The organism is Amycolatopsis halotolerans, from assembly GCF_042647905.1.
Lineage (GTDB): Bacteria > Actinomycetota > Actinomycetes > Mycobacteriales > Pseudonocardiaceae > Amycolatopsis > Amycolatopsis halotolerans.
In genome coordinates this window covers 292,790-308,351 of sequence record NZ_JBHRWI010000020.1, presented here as the reverse complement: position 1 = coordinate 308,351, position 15,562 = coordinate 292,790, and the positions used below count along the sequence as shown (strand labels likewise).

16 protein-coding genes are annotated in these 15,562 nt (G+C 68.7%); 9 read left to right on the top strand and 7 right to left on the bottom strand.

All coding sequences use genetic code 11. The annotated features are described in order from the left end of the window. The first annotated feature begins 279 nt into the window (after positions 1-279). The 4 genes from ACFORO_RS16510 (at position 280) to ACFORO_RS16495 (ending at position 3,900) form a co-directional block, all read left to right on the top strand. On the top strand, positions 280-1,191 hold the full coding sequence (locus ACFORO_RS16510) for a MurR/RpiR family transcriptional regulator (RefSeq protein WP_101437116.1): 912 nt from the start codon (positions 280-282) through the stop codon (positions 1,189-1,191). Positions 1,192-1,207: 16 nt separating this feature from the next. After that, positions 1,208-2,137, top strand: coding sequence for an N-acetylmuramic acid 6-phosphate etherase (locus tag ACFORO_RS16505; protein WP_377868080.1), 930 nt, complete (start codon positions 1,208-1,210; stop codon positions 2,135-2,137). A gap of 91 nt (positions 2,138-2,228) precedes the next feature. Then, positions 2,229-3,305, top strand: coding sequence for a HoxN/HupN/NixA family nickel/cobalt transporter (locus tag ACFORO_RS16500; protein WP_377868081.1), 1,077 nt, complete (start codon positions 2,229-2,231; stop codon positions 3,303-3,305). A gap of 16 nt (positions 3,306-3,321) precedes the next feature. Next, the gene (locus tag ACFORO_RS16495) at positions 3,322-3,900 is read left to right on the top strand and encodes a hypothetical protein (RefSeq protein ID WP_377896577.1); all 579 of its coding nucleotides are present in this window, start codon (positions 3,322-3,324) and stop codon (positions 3,898-3,900) included. Positions 3,901-3,961: 61 nt separating this feature from the next. On the opposite strand, the gene ACFORO_RS16490 is transcribed toward ACFORO_RS16495, so the two are convergent. Then, the gene (locus ACFORO_RS16490; protein ID WP_344265677.1) at positions 3,962-4,414 is read right to left on the bottom strand and encodes a carboxymuconolactone decarboxylase family protein; all 453 of its coding nucleotides are present in this window, start codon (positions 4,412-4,414) and stop codon (positions 3,962-3,964) included. Between the two features lie 71 nt (positions 4,415-4,485). Between ACFORO_RS16490 and ACFORO_RS16485 the strand changes: the two genes are divergently transcribed. Beyond that, positions 4,486-5,364: a sigma-70 family RNA polymerase sigma factor gene (locus ACFORO_RS16485; RefSeq protein WP_354748267.1), complete on the top strand. Its 879-nt coding sequence runs from the start codon at positions 4,486-4,488 to the stop codon at positions 5,362-5,364. 2 nt (positions 5,365-5,366) lie between these two features. On the opposite strand, the gene ACFORO_RS16480 is transcribed toward ACFORO_RS16485, so the two are convergent. Next, complete coding sequence (locus tag ACFORO_RS16480; RefSeq protein ID WP_377867898.1) at positions 5,367-6,242, bottom strand: aldo/keto reductase; 876 nt, start codon at positions 6,240-6,242, stop codon at positions 5,367-5,369. Between the two features lie 88 nt (positions 6,243-6,330). Here ACFORO_RS16480 and ACFORO_RS16475 point away from each other — a divergent pair, with 88 nt between their 5' ends. Further along, entirely contained in the window at positions 6,331-6,900 is a 570-nt protein-coding gene (locus ACFORO_RS16475) for a TetR/AcrR family transcriptional regulator (protein WP_377867899.1), read from the top strand. Here ACFORO_RS16475 and ACFORO_RS16470 read toward each other — a convergent pair. The 5 genes from ACFORO_RS16470 to ACFORO_RS16450 form a co-directional block, all read right to left on the bottom strand. Continuing rightward, positions 6,885-8,705 carry a helix-turn-helix domain-containing protein gene (locus ACFORO_RS16470; protein ID WP_377867900.1) on the bottom strand — a complete coding sequence of 607 codons (1,821 nt, stop codon included), beginning with the start codon at positions 8,703-8,705 and terminating at the stop codon, positions 6,885-6,887. The two genes, ACFORO_RS16475 and ACFORO_RS16470, sit on opposite strands and share 16 nt — an antisense overlap. Then, positions 8,702-10,009: an MFS transporter gene (locus ACFORO_RS16465; RefSeq protein ID WP_377867901.1), complete on the bottom strand. Its 1,308-nt coding sequence runs from the start codon at positions 10,007-10,009 to the stop codon at positions 8,702-8,704. The genes ACFORO_RS16470 and ACFORO_RS16465 overlap by 4 nt, the downstream gene beginning before the upstream one ends. 34 nt (positions 10,010-10,043) lie before the next feature. Further along, a complete protein-coding gene (locus tag ACFORO_RS16460) occupies positions 10,044-10,793 on the bottom strand; it encodes a 3-hydroxybutyrate dehydrogenase (protein ID WP_377867902.1) in 750 nt (249 codons plus the stop codon). Positions 10,794-10,882: 89 nt separating this feature from the next. After that, positions 10,883-11,605: an oxidoreductase gene (locus tag ACFORO_RS16455; RefSeq protein WP_377867903.1), complete on the bottom strand. Its 723-nt coding sequence runs from the start codon at positions 11,603-11,605 to the stop codon at positions 10,883-10,885. Then, positions 11,602-12,099, bottom strand: coding sequence for a phosphoribosyltransferase (locus ACFORO_RS16450; RefSeq protein ID WP_009084412.1), 498 nt, complete (start codon positions 12,097-12,099; stop codon positions 11,602-11,604). The genes ACFORO_RS16455 and ACFORO_RS16450 overlap by 4 nt, the downstream gene beginning before the upstream one ends. Before the next feature lie 114 nt (positions 12,100-12,213). Between ACFORO_RS16450 and ACFORO_RS16445 the strand changes: the two genes are divergently transcribed. From ACFORO_RS16445 to ACFORO_RS16435, 3 genes are all read left to right on the top strand, one after another. Then, complete coding sequence (locus ACFORO_RS16445; RefSeq protein ID WP_377867904.1) at positions 12,214-12,792, top strand: GNAT family N-acetyltransferase; 579 nt, start codon at positions 12,214-12,216, stop codon at positions 12,790-12,792. 119 nt (positions 12,793-12,911) lie between these two features. Further along, a complete protein-coding gene (gene acs, locus ACFORO_RS16440) occupies positions 12,912-14,891 on the top strand; it encodes an acetate--CoA ligase (RefSeq protein WP_377867905.1) in 1,980 nt (659 codons plus the stop codon). A 137-nt stretch (positions 14,892-15,028) separates the two neighbouring features. Further along, entirely contained in the window at positions 15,029-15,520 is a 492-nt protein-coding gene (locus tag ACFORO_RS16435) for a DUF6319 family protein (protein ID WP_354748249.1), read from the top strand. Positions 15,521-15,562: the final 42 nt, after the last annotated feature.

The following is a 15,562-nucleotide window of genomic DNA, read 5'->3' as shown; positions in this document are numbered from 1 at the left end:
CTTCGTGTCCCCACTCAGTGGAACAAGACTCCTTCGCTAGACACACTTAGTTGCCAAGTCGTTAGCTTGAGGTCGTTAACGCCGTGGACTCGGTTGGCGACTTTCTTGACAACGATTAATCGCAAACCGAAGTCCGCAGACACGGACGGGTTGTGGTTCTGCCGAAGGATGTGGGTAGCCTTGTCGCAAATGCCAACGGTTAGTAACTTTCCGACGGCGGATGATACCGATTCCGTAGTCAGCAGCGCACCCTCTGAGCACTTCGCAGGTCAGACCGCGGTGCGCGACGCGGATGCGAGCCCGTTGGTTCGCATCCGCTCCCTGCTGCCCGGACTCGCCCGCGCCGAGCAGCGCGTCGCGAAGGTTGTCCTCGAGGACCCGGCCGCTGTCGCGCGCCGCAGCATCACCGAGGTCGCGCTGGCCGCGAACACCTCCGAGACCACCGTTACGCGCTTCTGCAAGGCCGTCGGCGTCGGCGGCTACCCGCAACTGCGCATCGCGCTGGCCGCGGACACCGCCCGCACCGAGGCGCGCACGTCGCGCAACCTCGGCGGCGAGATCGGCCCTGGCGACGATCTGGCGTCCGTCATCGGCAAGGTGAGCTTCGCCGACGCGCGCGCTGTCGAAGAGACCGCCGACCAGCTCGACGTCGCCTCGCTGCAGAGCGTGATCGACCTCGTCGCCGAAGCCGGCCGGGTCGATGTGTACGGCGTGGGCGCAAGCGCTTTCGTCGCCGCTGACCTGCAGCAGAAGCTGCACCGGATCGGCCGCGTGAGCTTCTCCTGGTCGGACACGCACATCATGCTGACCTCGGCCGCCGTGCTGAAGCCGGGCGACGTCGCGATCGGCGTCTCGCACACCGGCGCGACCACGGACACCGTCGAGGCGCTGCGGGTCGCGCGCGAGCACGGCGCGGTGACCGTCGCGGTCACGAACTTCCCGCGCTCGCCGATCACGGAGGTCGCCGACCACGTGCTCACCACGGCGGCCCGCGAAACCACCTTCCGGTCCGGAGCTACCGCTAGCCGGATCGCCCAGCTGACCGTGATCGACTGCCTCTTCATCGGCGTCGCACAGCGCCACATGGAGGCGTCGGTCAGCGCGTTGGACGCCACGAGGGACGCGGTCGGCTCGCACCGGCTCGGGGTCAGACCCGACGGTCGTCGTCGTCCGCGGGAAACCGGCAAATGAACCAAGAAGCGAGGATCTGATGTCCGTCCCCTGCCAGACGGTGCACGTCGATTCGCCCACCGAACAACGAAACCCGCGCACGGTGGACATCGATCTGATGTCCACCATGGGGATCCTCGGCGCGATCAACGCCGAGGACCGCCGGGTGCCGGACGCGGTGGCCGCGGTGCTGCCGCAGCTGGCCCGTGCGGTCGACTACGCCGTCGAGGCGCTGCGCGGCGGGGGGCGCGTGCATTACGTCGGCGCGGGCACCTCGGGCCGCCTGGCGACGCTGGACGCGGCGGAACTGGTGCCGACGTTCAACGTGCCCGGCGACCTGTTCGTCGCCCACCACGCGGGCGGTGAGAAGGCGCTGCGGCAGGCCGTCGAGAACGCCGAGGACGACGCGGACGCCGGCGCGGCGGAAATCGCCCTCTCGGTGCGGCCGGGCGACTTCGTGCTCGGTCTCGCCGCCTCCGGGCGCACGCCGTACGTGCTCGGCGCGCTCGCCGAGGCCAGCCGGATCGGCGCGCGCACCGGGCTCGTCTCGGCCAACCCGCGCGCCGCGCAACCGGCGGGCGTGGACGTGCTGATCGCCGTCGCCACCGGTCCCGAGGCCATCGCGGGCTCGACCCGGATGAAGGCGGGCACCGCGCAGAAGCTGATCCTCACCGCGTTCTCCAGCGCGACGATGATCAAGCTGGGCAAGACGTACTCGAACCTGATGGTGAGCATGCGCGCGACGAACGCGAAGCTGCGCGGCCGCAACATCCGGATCCTGCAGGAAGCCACCGGCATGACGATGGCCGACTGCTCGGACGCGCTCACCGAAGCCAACGGCGACCTCAAGGTGGCGCTCGTCCACCTGCTGTCCGGCAGCGACGTCGCCCATTCCGCCGAGGCGCTGACCGCGGCAGGCGGGCACGTGCGCAAGGCGCTCGACCAGCTGCACCTGCGCGCCGGCTGAGCTTTACCGGATTGTCCGTGAAGGGCTCCTTGAGGGAATCTAATTCCCGCAAGGAGCCCTTCACGGCTTTCCGGCCAGCGAGAGGACGGCGATGACGCAGCGGCTCACTCGCGGCGACCGATGGTCGATCGGCGGCATGGCGGCCGTGATCCTGCTGCTCAACCTCGTCGGCTGGGGGTTGCTGGTGCTGGTCGTCGCGCCGCGGCACTACGCGCTCGGCGCGGGCGGAACGTTCGGCATCGGCCTCGGCGTCACCGCGTTCACGCTCGGCATGCGGCACGCGTTCGACGCCGACCACATCGCCGCCATCGACAACACCACGCGCAAGCTGATGTCCGACGGGCAGCGTCCGCTGTCGGTCGGGTTCTGGTTCTCCCTCGGGCATTCGACGATCGTCTTCGCGCTGTGCCTGCTGCTGTCCATGGGCGTCCGCGCGATCGCCGGGCAGCTTGCGGACGGCGGTTCCGCGCTGCACGAGACGACCGGCCTGATCGGCACGTCGGTGTCCGGGATCTTCCTGTACCTGATCGCGATCATGAACCTGGTCGTGCTCGTCGGGATCGCGCGGGTGTTCGCGCGGATGCGCCGCGGCGAACTGGACGAGGCCGAGCTGGAACGCCATCTCGACAACCGCGGCCTGATGAACCGGCTGTTGCGCGGGGCCACCAAAGCGGTGCGGAAGCCTTGGCACATCTACCCGGTGGGAGTCCTTTTCGGACTCGGTTTCGACACCGCGACGGAAATCGGATTGCTGGTCCTCGCCGCGGGCGCGGCCGCGTTCGCCTTGCCCTGGTACGCGATTCTCGTGCTGCCGATCCTGTTCGCGGCCGGGATGAGCCTGTTCGACGCCGCCGACGGCGTCCTCATGAACTACGCATACGGCTGGGCGTTTTCCCGGCCGATCCGAAAGATTTATTACAACCTCACGGTCACCGCGCTTTCCGTGGCGGTCGCGCTCGGCATCGGGACCATCGAACTGGTGACGCTGCTCGCCGAGAAGCTTGGCATCACGTCCGGCCCGCTCGCCGCGATCGCCTCGGTGGACCTGGACTACGTGGGCTTCGCGATCGTCGGGCTCTTCATCGTCACCTGGTCGGCCGCGTTCGCGATCTGGAAATTCGGGAGAATAGAGGAGAAGTGGGCCGCGCGGCTGGGAACCGCCGACTGACACCGCAGGGGGCACCGTGAAGAGACAAGTGCGGGTACTGGCGAGGGCGTTGGCGCTCGCGCTCCGCCGCCAGACCGACGTGCCGTCCGACGGCGTCGCGATCCACTACAGCCGCACTGTCCGCCCGATGTTCTGGGTGATGCTGGCGGTGAACCCGGTGGACATCGTCATGGTCGAGGTCGTGGTGAAGTCCGTACCGGTGCGGATCGCGTTGCTGGTGCTGGAAGTCCTGGGCGCGCTCACGTTCTTGGCGATCGTCGCGACCCTCTACAAATACCCGCACTCCGTCAGCCGGGAAGGGCTGCGAGTGCGGTACCTGTCCTTCTTCGACCACCGGATTCCGTTGGCCAGCATCGATTCCGTCCGGCAGGCGAGCCGGTCGCTGAAGGCGAGGGGCGGCGTCAGCGTGCCCGAAGAAGGGGTGCTGGCAGTGGGAATCAGCCAGTCGACCAATCTCTCGGTCGTCCTGCGCGAACCGCGGCTGGTCGATCTCGGCCGCAAGGGGACCGTCGAAATCACTCAGCTCGACCTTTGGGCCGACGATCCGCGAGCCGCCGTCGCGGCGATCCGGGACGAGCTGCCCGCGAGCGTGTGAAGCTGCCGGAAGCGGCGGCAGATCCCCTTGCCGCCGCTTCCGGCAACACCCCCAGTGCGGTTCAGAACGAGCCCACCGGCTGGCGGATCGCGGCGTTGAGCCGGTTCCACACATTGATCCCGGCGATGGACAGCAGCAGCGACGAAAGCTCTTTCTCGTCGTAGATGTCCGCGGCGGCGTCCCAGACCTCGTCCGGGACCGGGTCCGTCCGGTCGGCCAGCCGGGTCACGTGTTCGGCCAGGTCCAGCGCGGCGCGCTCGGCGTCGGTGAAGTAGGTCGATTCGCGCCACGCGCCGACGCCCCAGATCCGCTCGTCCTTCTCGCCCGCCTGCTTCATCTCCCGCGCGTGCATGTCGACGCACATGCTGCAGCCGTTGATCTGGCTCACCCGCAGGTGGATCAGGTGGTGCGTGGTCGCGGGCACCGTGCTGTCGTTGGTGGCCTTGCTGAGCGCCATCAGCGCCTTCATCGCGTCCGGCTGCACCTGGATCGGGTGGGTCATCCGAGCCTGCATGGTGATCTCCTCCTGTCACGTCCGCCGCGTTCGGCGGGTCTTGGTGGTAAGACCCGGCCCGAGGAGAAGATGTGACAGTGCGGGACGAAAAACAGGACGAGAATTTCTGGGCGGCTCAGTTCGAGGAGCATCGGCCCAGGTTGCGGGCGGTGGCGTACCGGATGCTCGGTTCGTTCGCCGAGGCGGACGACGCGATCCAGGAGACCTGGCTGCGGGTCACGCGGGCGTCCGGAGAGGACATCCGCAACACCGGCAGCTGGCTGACGACGATCGTGTCGCGGCAGTGCCTGAACATGCTGCGCTCGCGCGCGACCCGCCGCGAGGACCCGCTGGACATCCGGGTGCCGGACCCGGTCGTGGAGACCGGGGACGGCGTCGACCCGGCGGAGCAGGAGGTCCTCGCGGACTCGGTGGGGCTCGCGCTGCTGGTGGTGCTGGAGGCGCTCGACCCGGCGGAACGGCTCGCCTTCGTCCTGCACGACATGTTCGCCGTGCCCTTCGACGAGATCGCCACGATGCTCGACAAGAACACCGCCGCGGTACGGCAGCTGGCGAGCCGGGCGCGCCGCCGCGTGCAGGGCGTGACGCCGGCCGGTCCGGCGGATCGCGTCCAGCAGCGCAAGATCGCGGACGCCTGGCTCACGGCCGCTCGCGGCGGCAACTTCGAAGGGCTGGTCGCGCTCCTGCACCCGGACGCCCTGCTGCGCGTCGACACCGGCGGGCTCGGCTCGAAGGTCGTGCGCGGCGCGGCCGAGGTCGCGGGCAGCGCGTCGCAGTTCCGTCCGGTCGGTTTGGTGTCGCAGTACGCGACCGTCAACGGCGGCCCCGGCATCGTCGCCCTGCGCGACGGGAAGCCGGTTTCGGTGCTGTCGTTCACCGTGGCCGACGGGTTGATCACGGAGATCAACATCCTCGCCGACGCCGAGCGGATCGCGGCGTTGAACTTCTGAGGTCAGCCGAGCCGGTCCAGGGCAGCTACCGCTTCGGCGGGCAGCCGCACCTGGCCGGCGGCGAGGTTTTCGGCGAGATGCGCCGGAGTCGCCGTGCCCGCGATCAGCAACGTGCCCGCGTAGCGCTGCAGCAGCCAGGCCAATGCGACCTGCGCCGGGGTAGCACCGAGTTCGGCCGCGATCCCGGTGACGACCGGGTTTCCGGTCACGTCCTGGCCCAGCTCGAACGCGGAACCCAGCGGGAAGTACGGCACCCAGGCGATCCCGTGTTCCCGGCACAGTTCCAGCACCGGTTCGGTGGCGCGGGCGAGCACGTTGTAGGAGTTCTGCACGCAGCCGATCCCGACTTCGAGCGCGTGCCGGAGCTGGTCCGCGGACACATTGCTGAGCCCTAGCGAGCCGATCTTTCCCGCGTCGCGCAGGGAAATCAGTTCGGCCAGCTGGTCGTCGATGTCGACGAGCTGGTCGCCTTCCGCGATCAGGCCGGGTCCGGCGTCCGCGCGGCGCAGGTTGACCACGTCGAGCTGTTCGACGCCGAGCGACGCCAGGTTGGCCTCGACCTGCGCCCGCAGCTGCTCCGGCTGTTGCGCGAGCCGGAGCCCTTGCGGGGATTCTTCGGCACCGACCTTGGTCACCACGACGAGGTCGTCCGGATAGGGCGAGAACGCTTCGCGGATCAGGTCGTTGCAGCGGCCGTCGCTGTAGAACTGGGCGGTGTCCAGATGGTTCACGCCCGCGCTCACTGCCTCGCGGAGCAGTTTTAACTGGTCAGCACGGTCGGTGCCGGGGCGGCCGAGCTGCATCACGCCGTAGCCGATCCGTGCGACCTCGCGGCCGGCGAGCTTCGCGGTGCCGCCTGGAGAGGTGGTTGCCGTCATGGGGAAAGACTCCTGCCGTGGCATAGTGGAAGTTGATGCGGAGGCGCCTCCGTATCACCACGGTAGCAGAAACGGAGGACCCTCCGCTTTGTCGAGCCCGAAGAAACCGCGCGCGGACGCTGAACGCAACCGTCTGCGCCTGCTGACTGCTGCCCGCAAAGCGTTCGGTGAAGGCGATGAGCCCGTGACGCTGGAGCGCGTCGCACGCGAAGCGGGTGTCGGCATTGGCACGCTCTACCGCCACTTCCCTACCCGTGAAGCGCTTGTCGAGGCGCTGTACCGGGATGAGCTGGCGCAGGTCGTCGCGAGTGCGCCGAAGCTGCTTGAGAGCGAGAAGCCGCTTCGCGCACTGCGTCGCTGGATGGACCGCTTCGCCGAGTACGCGAGCACGAAGCACGACATGGCGGACACGCTGCGCGCGATCATCGAGGCGGGCACTGTCGACATGACGCAGGTCCGCGCGGAGTTGACCGAGGCTGTGCAGATGATCATGGACGCGGGCGTTGAGGATGGGACGCTTCGGGCGGATGTCCGTGCGCAGGACGTCGTTGTGACCGTGGTCGGCGCGTGCAGCATGCGGGCCCTGCCGGGCGGACCGGAACAACTGGACCGGATGCTCGACCTCATCCTCGCCGGAGTCCGTCAACCGCCGAGCTGATGCACCCGTAGCGCTAGCTGAATCTCCAACGAACGCTCAGGTTCGCGCCAGTCCTCGCCCAGCAGTGCGGCCAGGCGTTCCATCCGCTGCGCGACCGTATTGACGTGGACGTGCAAGGTTTCCTTTGCCCGCGCCAAATTCCCGCCTGCCGCGTAGTACGCGCGCAGCGTGCCGACGAGGTCGGTGCCGCGGCGGGCGTCGTAGTCGAGGACCGGGCCGAGTGTCGCCCGGACGTAGCCGGACAGATCGTAATGGCGGCCGAGCAGGACGCCGAGGAACCCGAGGTCGGCCATCGCCGCACCGTCGCCTCCGCGGCCGAGAGCCAGCAGTGTATTAACGCATCGAACAGCTTCAGTGTACGCCTGCGCCAACGCTTCCGGCCCGCTCGCCGGACCAGCCGCGCCGACAGTCACCGGACAGCCCACAACAGACTTCAGCTCAGTCGCGATCCGTGCTGCCGCAGGGTGATCCGGTGCTAGCGCGACGACTTGTTCCGCGTGGACGCCGACCAAATCGCCGTATCGAGCACAGGCTGCAGCGAGCCCGCGGCGAGAAATGCCAGAAGCGTGCGCAACCAAAACCGTGTGCGGCGACGACAAATCGACACCCAACCGGCGTGCGCGAGCCACCAAAGAGCCTGGGTTGCGAGTTGGCGCGGTGAGCAGGTCGGTCAGCAGCTCGCCGCGAACCTGGTCCTCGGCTTGCGCCACGGAACGACGTAGCAGCAACAACAACGCCGTAACGACAGCCGCGCGCTCAAAGAGTCGGCGGTCGTCTCCGGCTAGCTCAGGTCGTCCGGAAAGCGTCAGGCTTCCGAGCAATTCCCGGCCCGCGCGTACGGCGCACACCCAGAAGTCCTTTGTAGACACCGCGCGGCCATTGGCGTGCGACGAAGCCACCGCGGCGGCGTCGAAAGCGACCGAGGCACCGGCCAGCAGCGCGCCTTCCTCGTCGTGCACGGCGATCGAGCCGCGCAACACTCCGGCCACTTCCGCCGCCACCGCGGGCAAATCCGCGCCGCCGAGCACGAGGTCCATCAACCGGTCGTGCGCGTCGTCGGCCCGCCGCATCGTCGCGTTGGCCGCGTTCAGCTCGGCGGCCGCCGAGCGCGTTTCGTCCAGCAAATGCGCGGTGTCCAACGCGATCGCGGCGTGCGCGGCCAACGAGGACAACAGCGCGACCTCCGCCGTCGAGAACGTCCGCGACGACCGGTCGGACGCGTACAGCACGCCCAGCACCTTGCCGCCGATCGCCAACGGCACACCGAGGATCGCCTTCAAACCCTCCTCGCGGACGCCCGCGTCGATCGGGTTCGTGTGCCGGAACCGCTCGTCCTCGAAGTAGTCCGCGGTCGCGTATGGACGCGCGGTCTGTGCGACGAGACCTCCGAGGCCCTCGCCCATTCCCAGCACAATCTGTTGGAACAGCGCGGAAACTGACCCGTCCGTGACGCGGATGTACGTCTCGCCGTTCGCCTCGTCGTTGAGGCTGAGGTACGAGACGTCGACGCCCAGCAGCGTCCGCGCACGCCGGACGATCGACCGCAGCACCGCGTCCGGATCACGCAGCCGGGCGAGGTCGCTCGCGGTGTCGAACAACGCGGTCAGCTCGGCTTCCCGCCGCCGGTGCTCGCTGAGCGTCTCGCGGATCCGCAACGCTAGCTCGGTCGCCGAACCGATCGCGGCGGACTGCTCCGCGGACAACCCCCGGGCAGCGACGTGCGCCAGCTGCTCGCTGCTCGCTCCGGCGGCGAGCAGTTCGAGCAGCCGGCGATACGCCTCGGCAGTGGGGTCCACGCCCGTCATGCTGTCATTGAAGCCTGCCGTTCGGCCGCCGTCTCGTGCAGCGACGCGCCGCGCGTCTCGCGGGCGGCGAGCAGTGCGACCAGCGACAACACGCACATCGCGACCACGTAGACCGAAACCGGCACCGTGGAGTGGTACGCCTCGAACAGCGCCACCGCGATCAACGGCGCGACCGCCCCGGCCGCGATGGACGACAGCTGACCGCCGACGGAAAGCCCGGTGTAGCGCACCCGCGTCGGGAATTGTTCCGCGAAGAACGCCGCCTGCGGCCCGTACATCGCACCGTGCACGACGAGCCCGACCACGGCCGCGCCGATCACCGACCAGGTCGTGCGCAGGTCGAGCAGCCAGAAGAAGCCGAACGACCAGGCCGCCATCCCGATCACGCCGAACAGGTACACCGGCTTCCGGCCGATCTTGTCGGACAGCAGTCCCCACAAGGGAATCGTCACGAAATGCACCGCCGACGCGACGAGCACCGCGGTCAGGCCGGTCGCCTTAGGCAGGCCGAGCCCGGTAGTCACGTACACGAGAATGAACGCGGTGATCACGTAGTACGACACGTTTTCCGCGATACGCGCACCAAACGTCACTGCCAGCGCACGGAAATGCCCGCGGAACACGTCGACAATCGGTGCCTGTTCACGCTCGTCCGCGGCCGCCTTCGCCGCGATGAACACCGGCGATTCCGTGACCGCCAAGCGGATCCACAGGCCGAGCACGACCAGCACCCCGGACAGCAGGAACGGAACCCGCCAGCCCCAAGCCTGGAACGTCGCGTCCGACTGCGCCGACGCCAGGATCGCGAGCACGGCGGTGGCCAGCAGGTTCCCCGCCGGAACGCCGGTCTGCGGCCAGGACGCCCAGAACCCGCGTCGCCGATCGTCGCCGTGCTCGGAAACCAGCAGCACCGCGCCGCCCCACTCGCCGCCGAGGGCGAAGCCCTGGATCAGCCGCAGCAGCGTCAACAGCACCGGCGCGAGCACGCCGACCGCGCTGTACGTGGGCAGCAGGCCCATCGCGAACGTCGAGCCGCCCATCATCAGCAGGCTCACGACCAGCAGTTTCTTGCGTCCGATCCGGTCGCCGAAGTGCCCGAACACGAGCCCGCCGACCGGCCGCGCGAGGAACCCGACCGCGTAGGTGAGCAACGCCAGCAAGGTGCCGGTGAGCGGGTCGGCGGTCGGGAAGAACAGCTTGTTGAAGACCAGCGCGGCGGCCGAGGTGTAGAGGAAGAAGTCGTACCACTCGATGGTGGTTCCGATCAGCCCGGCTCCGACGACGCGCAGCAGCTTTTTGTCCATAATGGACTCCACTCCGTTGTGGGGAAAGGGGATTTCAGCCAGCGGTCCAGCCGCCGTCAACGGGAAGCGACGCGCCGGTGAGGTGCCCGGCGGACTCGCCGCACAGCCACACCACGAGATCGGCGACGTCGGAGGGTTCGATCAACCGCTTGATCGCGGCCCGGCGCAGCAGAACCTCTTCGAGCACTTCTTCCGGCGGCACCCCGTGTTCGGCCGCCTGCGCTTCGATCTGCCCGGTGACGAGCGGAGTGCGGACGTAACCCGGATTCACGCAATTGCTGGTCACGCCGTGTTCCGCACCTTCGAGAGCGGCCACTTTGGACAGTCCCTCGAGCGCGTGTTTCGCCGTGACGTAAGCGGCTTTGTACGGACTCGCGCGCACGCCGTGCACGCTGGACATGTTCACGATCCGTCCCCAGCCACGCGCGTACATCGCGGGCAGGCACTGGCGGATCAGCAAGAACGGCGCGGTCACCATCAACGACTGAATGAAGGCGAACCGCTCCGGCGGAAATTCCGGCAGCGGCGCGACGTGCTGCACGCCCGCGTTGTTGACGAGCACATCGACGTCCGCGGGCAGGGTCGCCAGCGCCGCCGGATCGGTCAGGTCCACCGCGTGCGCCTGCCCACCGACCTCGGCAGCCGCCGCCTCCGCCCCGGCGACGTCCACCACGTGCACCTTCGCCCCGGCCGCGCCGAACGCCCGCACGCACGCCAGCCCGATGCCGCTGCCGCCGCCGGTCACCAGCACGGTGCGCCCGGCGAGGGAACTGTCACTGGTCATGGCCGGAAACAGTAAGTCGCTCCGACCAGGGCGACCATGGCTCAATCCACCACAGAACGCCGTTCGGCGATGTGGTCAGGCCACACCGGTCAGCCAGCGGCCGAGGAGATGCTCCGCGCCTCGTTCGCCCCGGTTTCGAAGGCCTCGCAGCAGAAAAGCAGCCACTCGCGCACGCCGTCCGACGTCCCGCCGGCGAACCCCTGCGCGAGTTCGACATACCGCGGAACGCGCCGGAAGTACGCGACCTCCGGCACCGTCAACGCCTTCGGGTCAAGGCCGGTCGCGACCATCGACAGCCGCGCCGCCGCCCGGGCGACCACTCCGTCCGCGGAACCGAACGGGGCCAACGCGAGAAGTTCGCCGTGCACGACCGCAGTCAGCACCGGCCCGGGCACGGAAGTCGCCCCGGTGACGAGCTGAGCCAGCAACTCCAGCCGCTCGCCGCCCCGCTGCGGACGGCCGAGCTGATCCGGATCGGACACCACATCGGACGCGGCCAGCAAATGCAGCCGGGCCAGCGTCTGCAACGGAGCCCGCCGCCAGGTCGGCAGCAACGACTCCAGTTTTTCCGCCACCCGCAACGATCCGGCGAGCAGCGGGTCAGTCACCGAACCGTCTTCCGGCAGTTCGGGATTAGCCCCCTCGATCCCCGCCGAAGCCCGTGCGGCACGGACCGAAGCCTCAGCCGCGGTCTCCGCTCCGCCACGCAGGTTCGCGGGCAGCCGGTGCACGGCGAAGATCGCGTCCTGCGCTGCCTTCGCCGCTGCGGCGACGCCGTCCAGCTCAAGCAGCGGCTTCAGCGGGTCGCTCATGCGTCCAGCACCTGCCCGGCCCGCTCGACCACCGGAGGCAGCACCGACCAGGGGAAGTTGATCCACCGGTCAGTCCGCTTCCACACGTACTCGCACTTCACCGTCGAAGCGGGCTTCTCGTAAACCACCGCGCACCGCACGTCCGCGACGTGGTCGGCGCAGAAGTCGCGGACCAGCTTGAGCGTCGCCCCGGTGTCCGCGACGTCGTCGGCGACCAGCACCTTCTTGTGTGTGAGATCCACCACGTTGGGCACCGGCGGCAGCATGACCGGCAGGTCCAGCCGCTGGTCGACGCCGGTGTAGAACTCGACGTTCATCACATGCAGGTTCTTCACGTCGAGCGCGTACCCGAGCGCGCCGGCGACGAACAGCCCGCCGCGCGCGATGGAGAGGATGAGGTCGGGGACGAAACCGTCCGCGGCCACTTCCCGCGCCAGCTCCCGGCTCGCCGAACCGAACAACTCCCAGGTGAGGTTTTCTCGCTCCTCGGCCATGCGCGCTCTCTTTCTCCGGGTGGTCCAGGGAGCATAAGCGGCCGAATAGTGGACTGCTGAAATGACCGGTAAATGGTACTTCGGCACTGCCACTTGCCGACGTAGCGTGATCGCGTGACCTGGAGCGAGCACCCCGTCCTGTCCGGCCGCCACGTGCGGCTCGAACCCCTCACGCCCGAGCACGCCCCCGGCCTGCTCGAGGCCGGAGCCGACCCGGGCATCTGGGCCTGGCTGAGCGTCCGCCAGCCCGCCGACCTCGGCGAAGCCGAGACGATGGTGAAGAACGCGCTCGCCGACCCGGACCGCCGTCCGTGGGCGCAGATCGACGTCGCGTCCGGCCGCGTCGCGGGCACCACTTCTTATTACCAGGTAGTAGCGAAACACCGGATCCTCTCGATCGGGCACACCTGGATCGGCGCGGATTTCCAGCGCACCGCGCTCAACACCGAGTCCAAATTCCTCCTGCTGCACAACGCCTTCGAGGATTGGGGAGCCCAGCGCGTCGCGTGGGAAACCGACAACCGCAACCTCCGTTCGCAACGCGCCATCGAACGGCTTGGCGCGCTGCGCGAAGGGGTGCTGCGGGCGCACCGGATCCGTCCGGACGGCACGACCCGCGACACGGTGCTCTACTCGATGACGGACGCCGAGTGGCCGGGCGCCCGTGCCCGGCTGCTCGCCCGCCTCGGCTGAGCCGTCGCCGCACTTCGCTTGGAGCTGTGCGCGCAACGTGGCTGCAACCTTGTCGTAGGCGGACTAACGTCGCTAGCGTTCCCTGAGCCGCGGGTTCGCACTACAGGAGGCTTTGCACCATGACCGAGCAGTCCCCAGCGTTGGACAACCTGCTCACGGAGAGCCGCACGTTTCCTCCCAGCGAAGAGTTCGCTGGTCAGGCCAACGCGAAGGCCGAGTTGTATGCGACGGCGGACGCTGACCGGGAGCAGTTCTGGGCCGGACAGGCGGAGCGGCTGTCGTGGGACACGAAGTGGTCCCAGGTATTGGACTGGACCAATGCGCCCTTCGCGAAGTGGTTCGTGGGCGGGAAACTGAACGTCGCGTACAACTGCGTTGACCGGCACGTCGAGTCCGGCCACGGGGACCAGGTCGCGATCCACTGGGTCGGCGAGCCGGGCGACACGCGCGACATCACCTACGCGCAGCTGAAGGACGAGGTCTCGAAGGCCGCGAACGCGCTGGCGTCGCTGGGCGTCGTGGCCGGGGACGTCGTGGCGATCCAGCTGCAGATGCTGCCCGAGGCGATTTTCGCGATGCTGGCGTGCGCGCGGATCGGCGCCCTGCACAGCGTGGTGTTCGGCGGCTTCTCGCCGACGGCGCTGCGCGCGCGGGTGGACGACGCGGCGGCGAAGATCGTGATCACTTCGGACGGTCAGTACCGCCGGGGCAAGGCCGCGCCGATGAAGGCGAACGTCGACGAAGCCTTGCAGGGCGCGGAAACCGTGCAGAAGGTCATCGTCGTCAAGCGCACCGGCAGCGACCTCGAAGGCGAGACGCCGTGGACCGAGGGCCGCGACCTGTGGTGGCACGAACTGGTCGACGGGCAGTCCGCTGAGCACAAGCCGGAAGCGTTCGATGCCGAGCACCCGCTGTTCATCCTGTACACGTCGGGCACCACGGGCAAGCCGAAGGGCATTCTGCACACCTCCGGCGGCTACCTGACCCAGACCGCGTACACGCACAACGTCGTGTTCGACCACAAGCCGGGCGAAGACGTCTATTGGTGCACCGCCGACATCGGCTGGATCACCGGGCACTCCTACATCGTGTACGGGCCGCTGGCGAACCGCGTGACCCAGGTCGTCTACGAGGGCACGCCGAACACGCCGCACGAGGGCCGGCACTGGGAAATCATCCAGAAGTACAAGGTCTCGATCTACTACACCGCGCCGACGCTGATCCGCACCTTCATGAAGTGGGGCGACGACATCCCGGCGAAGTACGACCTGTCTTCGCTGCGGGTGCTGGGCAGCGTGGGCGAGCCGATCAACCCCGAGGCCTGGATCTGGTACCGCGAGAAGATCGGCGCGGACAAGACGCCGATCGTGGACACGTGGTGGCAGACCGAAACCGGCGCGATCATGATCTCGCCGCTGCCCGGCGTCACCTCCGCCAAGCCGGGCTCGGCGCAGCGCGCGCTGCCGGGCATCTCGGCGAAGGTCGTGGACGACACCGGCACCGAGGTCCCGCACGGCGGCGGCGGATACCTGGTGCTGGACAAGCCGTGGCCGTCGATGCTGCGCGGCGTGTGGGGCGACGAAGAGCGCTTCCGCGACACCTACTGGTCCCGTTTCTCCGAGCAGGGCTACTACTTCGCGGGCGACGGCGCGAAGTACGACCAGGACGGCGACATCTGGCTGCTCGGCCGCGTGGACGACGTGATGAACGTGTCCGGGCACCGGATCTCCACCACCGAGGTCGAGTCCGCGCTCGTGTCGCACCCGACGGTCGCCGAGGCCGCGGTCGTCGGAGCGACCGACCCGACCACCGGGCAGGGCATCGTCGCGTTCGTGATCCTGCGCGGCAACGCGGTGGACGGCGGGGACGACGCGGTGCAGGAGCTGCGCAACCACGTCGCGAAGGAGATCGGGCCGATCGCGAAGCCGCGGCAGATCATGGTCGTGGCCGAGCTGCCGAAGACCCGCTCCGGCAAGATCATGCGCCGGCTGCTGCGCGACGTCGCGGAGAACCGCCAGATCGGCGACGTCACCACGCTCGCCGACTCGTCGGTCATGGACCTCATCTCCTCCGGACTGAACTCCGGCAAGGAGGAGTAAGTTCTTCACCGTCAGGAAGGGACCCTCCCGGCTGGGAGGGTCCCTTCCTGCATTGATCCCCTGAAAGTGCGGGCATCGAACGCATGTTCTAAGATGCCCGCGTACCCAACCCAGATCCGGGCAAGGAGACGACACGAATGTCCGTGGAAGCCTTGACGCACGACGAGGACACTGCGGCCGAGACGGCAGCGGCGTCATCGCCGCAGGCCGCCGGCACCCCGGAGGCCCCGGAAGTCGCCGAGCCCGCTGCCGCCCCGGCGGACGCCGCGAAGCCGGAGTCCACTGAGGAGACCGCGGCCGTCGACTCGCCGAAGCCGAAGCGCGGCCGCCCGAAGGCCGCGGCGTCGACGGCGAAGAAGACCCGCACCGTGGAGCTGACGCTGACCGTCACCGGCACGGCGGACGGCGAGTGGCAGGCCGAGCTGAAGAACGGCGCCAAGTGGGTCGCGAAGGGCCTGGCGGTCCCGGCCGCGGCGGTTTCGCGTGCGGCCAAGGAGCTGCACGAAGAGCTGTCCGGTCCGATCGACGAGGTCATCAACGCCGCCCGCGAGGCGCAGGCCGCGAAGGTCGCGCAGCTGGAGGCCGAGCTCGAAGCCGCGAAGGCGGCGCTGGCCGAACTCGACAACTGAGCTAGACCCGGTTCGCCCGGGTCCGGCGTCCACTGTGGCGCC

Coding starts and splice junctions, on each gene's coding strand:
- ACFORO_RS16450 (WP_009084412.1), bottom strand. CDS start 12,099: ATGGCCGAGGAGCGAGAAAACCTCACCTGGGAGTTGTTCGGTTCGGCG.
- ACFORO_RS16490 (WP_344265677.1), bottom strand. CDS start 4,414: ATGCAGGCTCGGATGACCCACCCGATCCAGGTGCAGCCGGACGCGATG.
- ACFORO_RS16480 (WP_377867898.1), bottom strand. CDS start 6,242: ATGACGGCAACCACCTCTCCAGGCGGCACCGCGAAGCTCGCCGGCCGC.
- ACFORO_RS16465 (WP_377867901.1), bottom strand. CDS start 10,009: ATGGACAAAAAGCTGCTGCGCGTCGTCGGAGCCGGGCTGATCGGAACC.
- ACFORO_RS16455 (WP_377867903.1), bottom strand. CDS start 11,605: ATGAGCGACCCGCTGAAGCCGCTGCTTGAGCTGGACGGCGTCGCCGCA.
- ACFORO_RS16435 (WP_354748249.1), top strand. CDS start 15,029: ATGTCCGTGGAAGCCTTGACGCACGACGAGGACACTGCGGCCGAGACG.
- ACFORO_RS16460 (WP_377867902.1), bottom strand. CDS start 10,793: ATGACCAGTGACAGTTCCCTCGCCGGGCGCACCGTGCTGGTGACCGGC.
- acs (WP_377867905.1), top strand. CDS start 12,912: ATGACCGAGCAGTCCCCAGCGTTGGACAACCTGCTCACGGAGAGCCGC.
- ACFORO_RS16500 (WP_377868081.1), top strand. CDS start 2,229: ATGACGCAGCGGCTCACTCGCGGCGACCGATGGTCGATCGGCGGCATG.
- ACFORO_RS16470 (WP_377867900.1), bottom strand. CDS start 8,705: ATGACGGGCGTGGACCCCACTGCCGAGGCGTATCGCCGGCTGCTCGAA.